The organism is Actinospica durhamensis, assembly GCF_018139695.1.
In the GTDB taxonomy this organism is placed as follows: Bacteria; Actinomycetota; Actinomycetes; order Streptomycetales; family Catenulisporaceae; genus Actinospica; species Actinospica durhamensis.
The window spans coordinates 1-402 of sequence record NZ_JAGSOG010000846.1 but is presented as its reverse complement, the minus strand read 5'-3'; the positions used below and the strand labels follow the sequence as shown (position 1 = coordinate 402).

Here is a 402-nt window from a genome sequence, read left to right as displayed (position 1 = left end):
GTAGCTGCCCGGCGCCAGGCGCGAGAACAGGCGCTCGCCCGCCGGACCGACTTCAACCCAATCCGGGTCGTAGCCGGCCAGGCGGTAACGGTAGGTATTGGACGCCGAGTCGGCGAAGGACAGCAATCGCGCGACGATGCGCAGGTCGCGATCGCCATCGGCGATCTGCAACGGCGCATCGTGGGTCATGCCCAGCACCTGTTCGTTGCGGCGCACTTCCACCCGCTCGATCACCAGTGGCGCGCGACGTACCGAAGGCCGTACCTGCTCCGGGTCGAACACCACTGCGCCTGCCGCCGTTCCGGCCACCAGGTGGCCATCGGCCGCTGCGATCAGGGTGTGCTCGCGGAACTCCTGGCTTGGCAGGCCGTCGTGCACGCCGTACAGGCGCACGCTCTGCCC

The 402-nt window shown here is 69.2% G+C and carries 1 protein-coding gene; it reads right to left on the bottom strand.

Going from position 1 to position 402, the window contains the following annotated elements; genetic code table 11:
• Positions 1–402, bottom strand: a 402-nt coding sequence (locus KDL01_RS42510; RefSeq protein WP_212534354.1) for a triple tyrosine motif-containing protein, incomplete at both ends; no start/stop codon positions are given.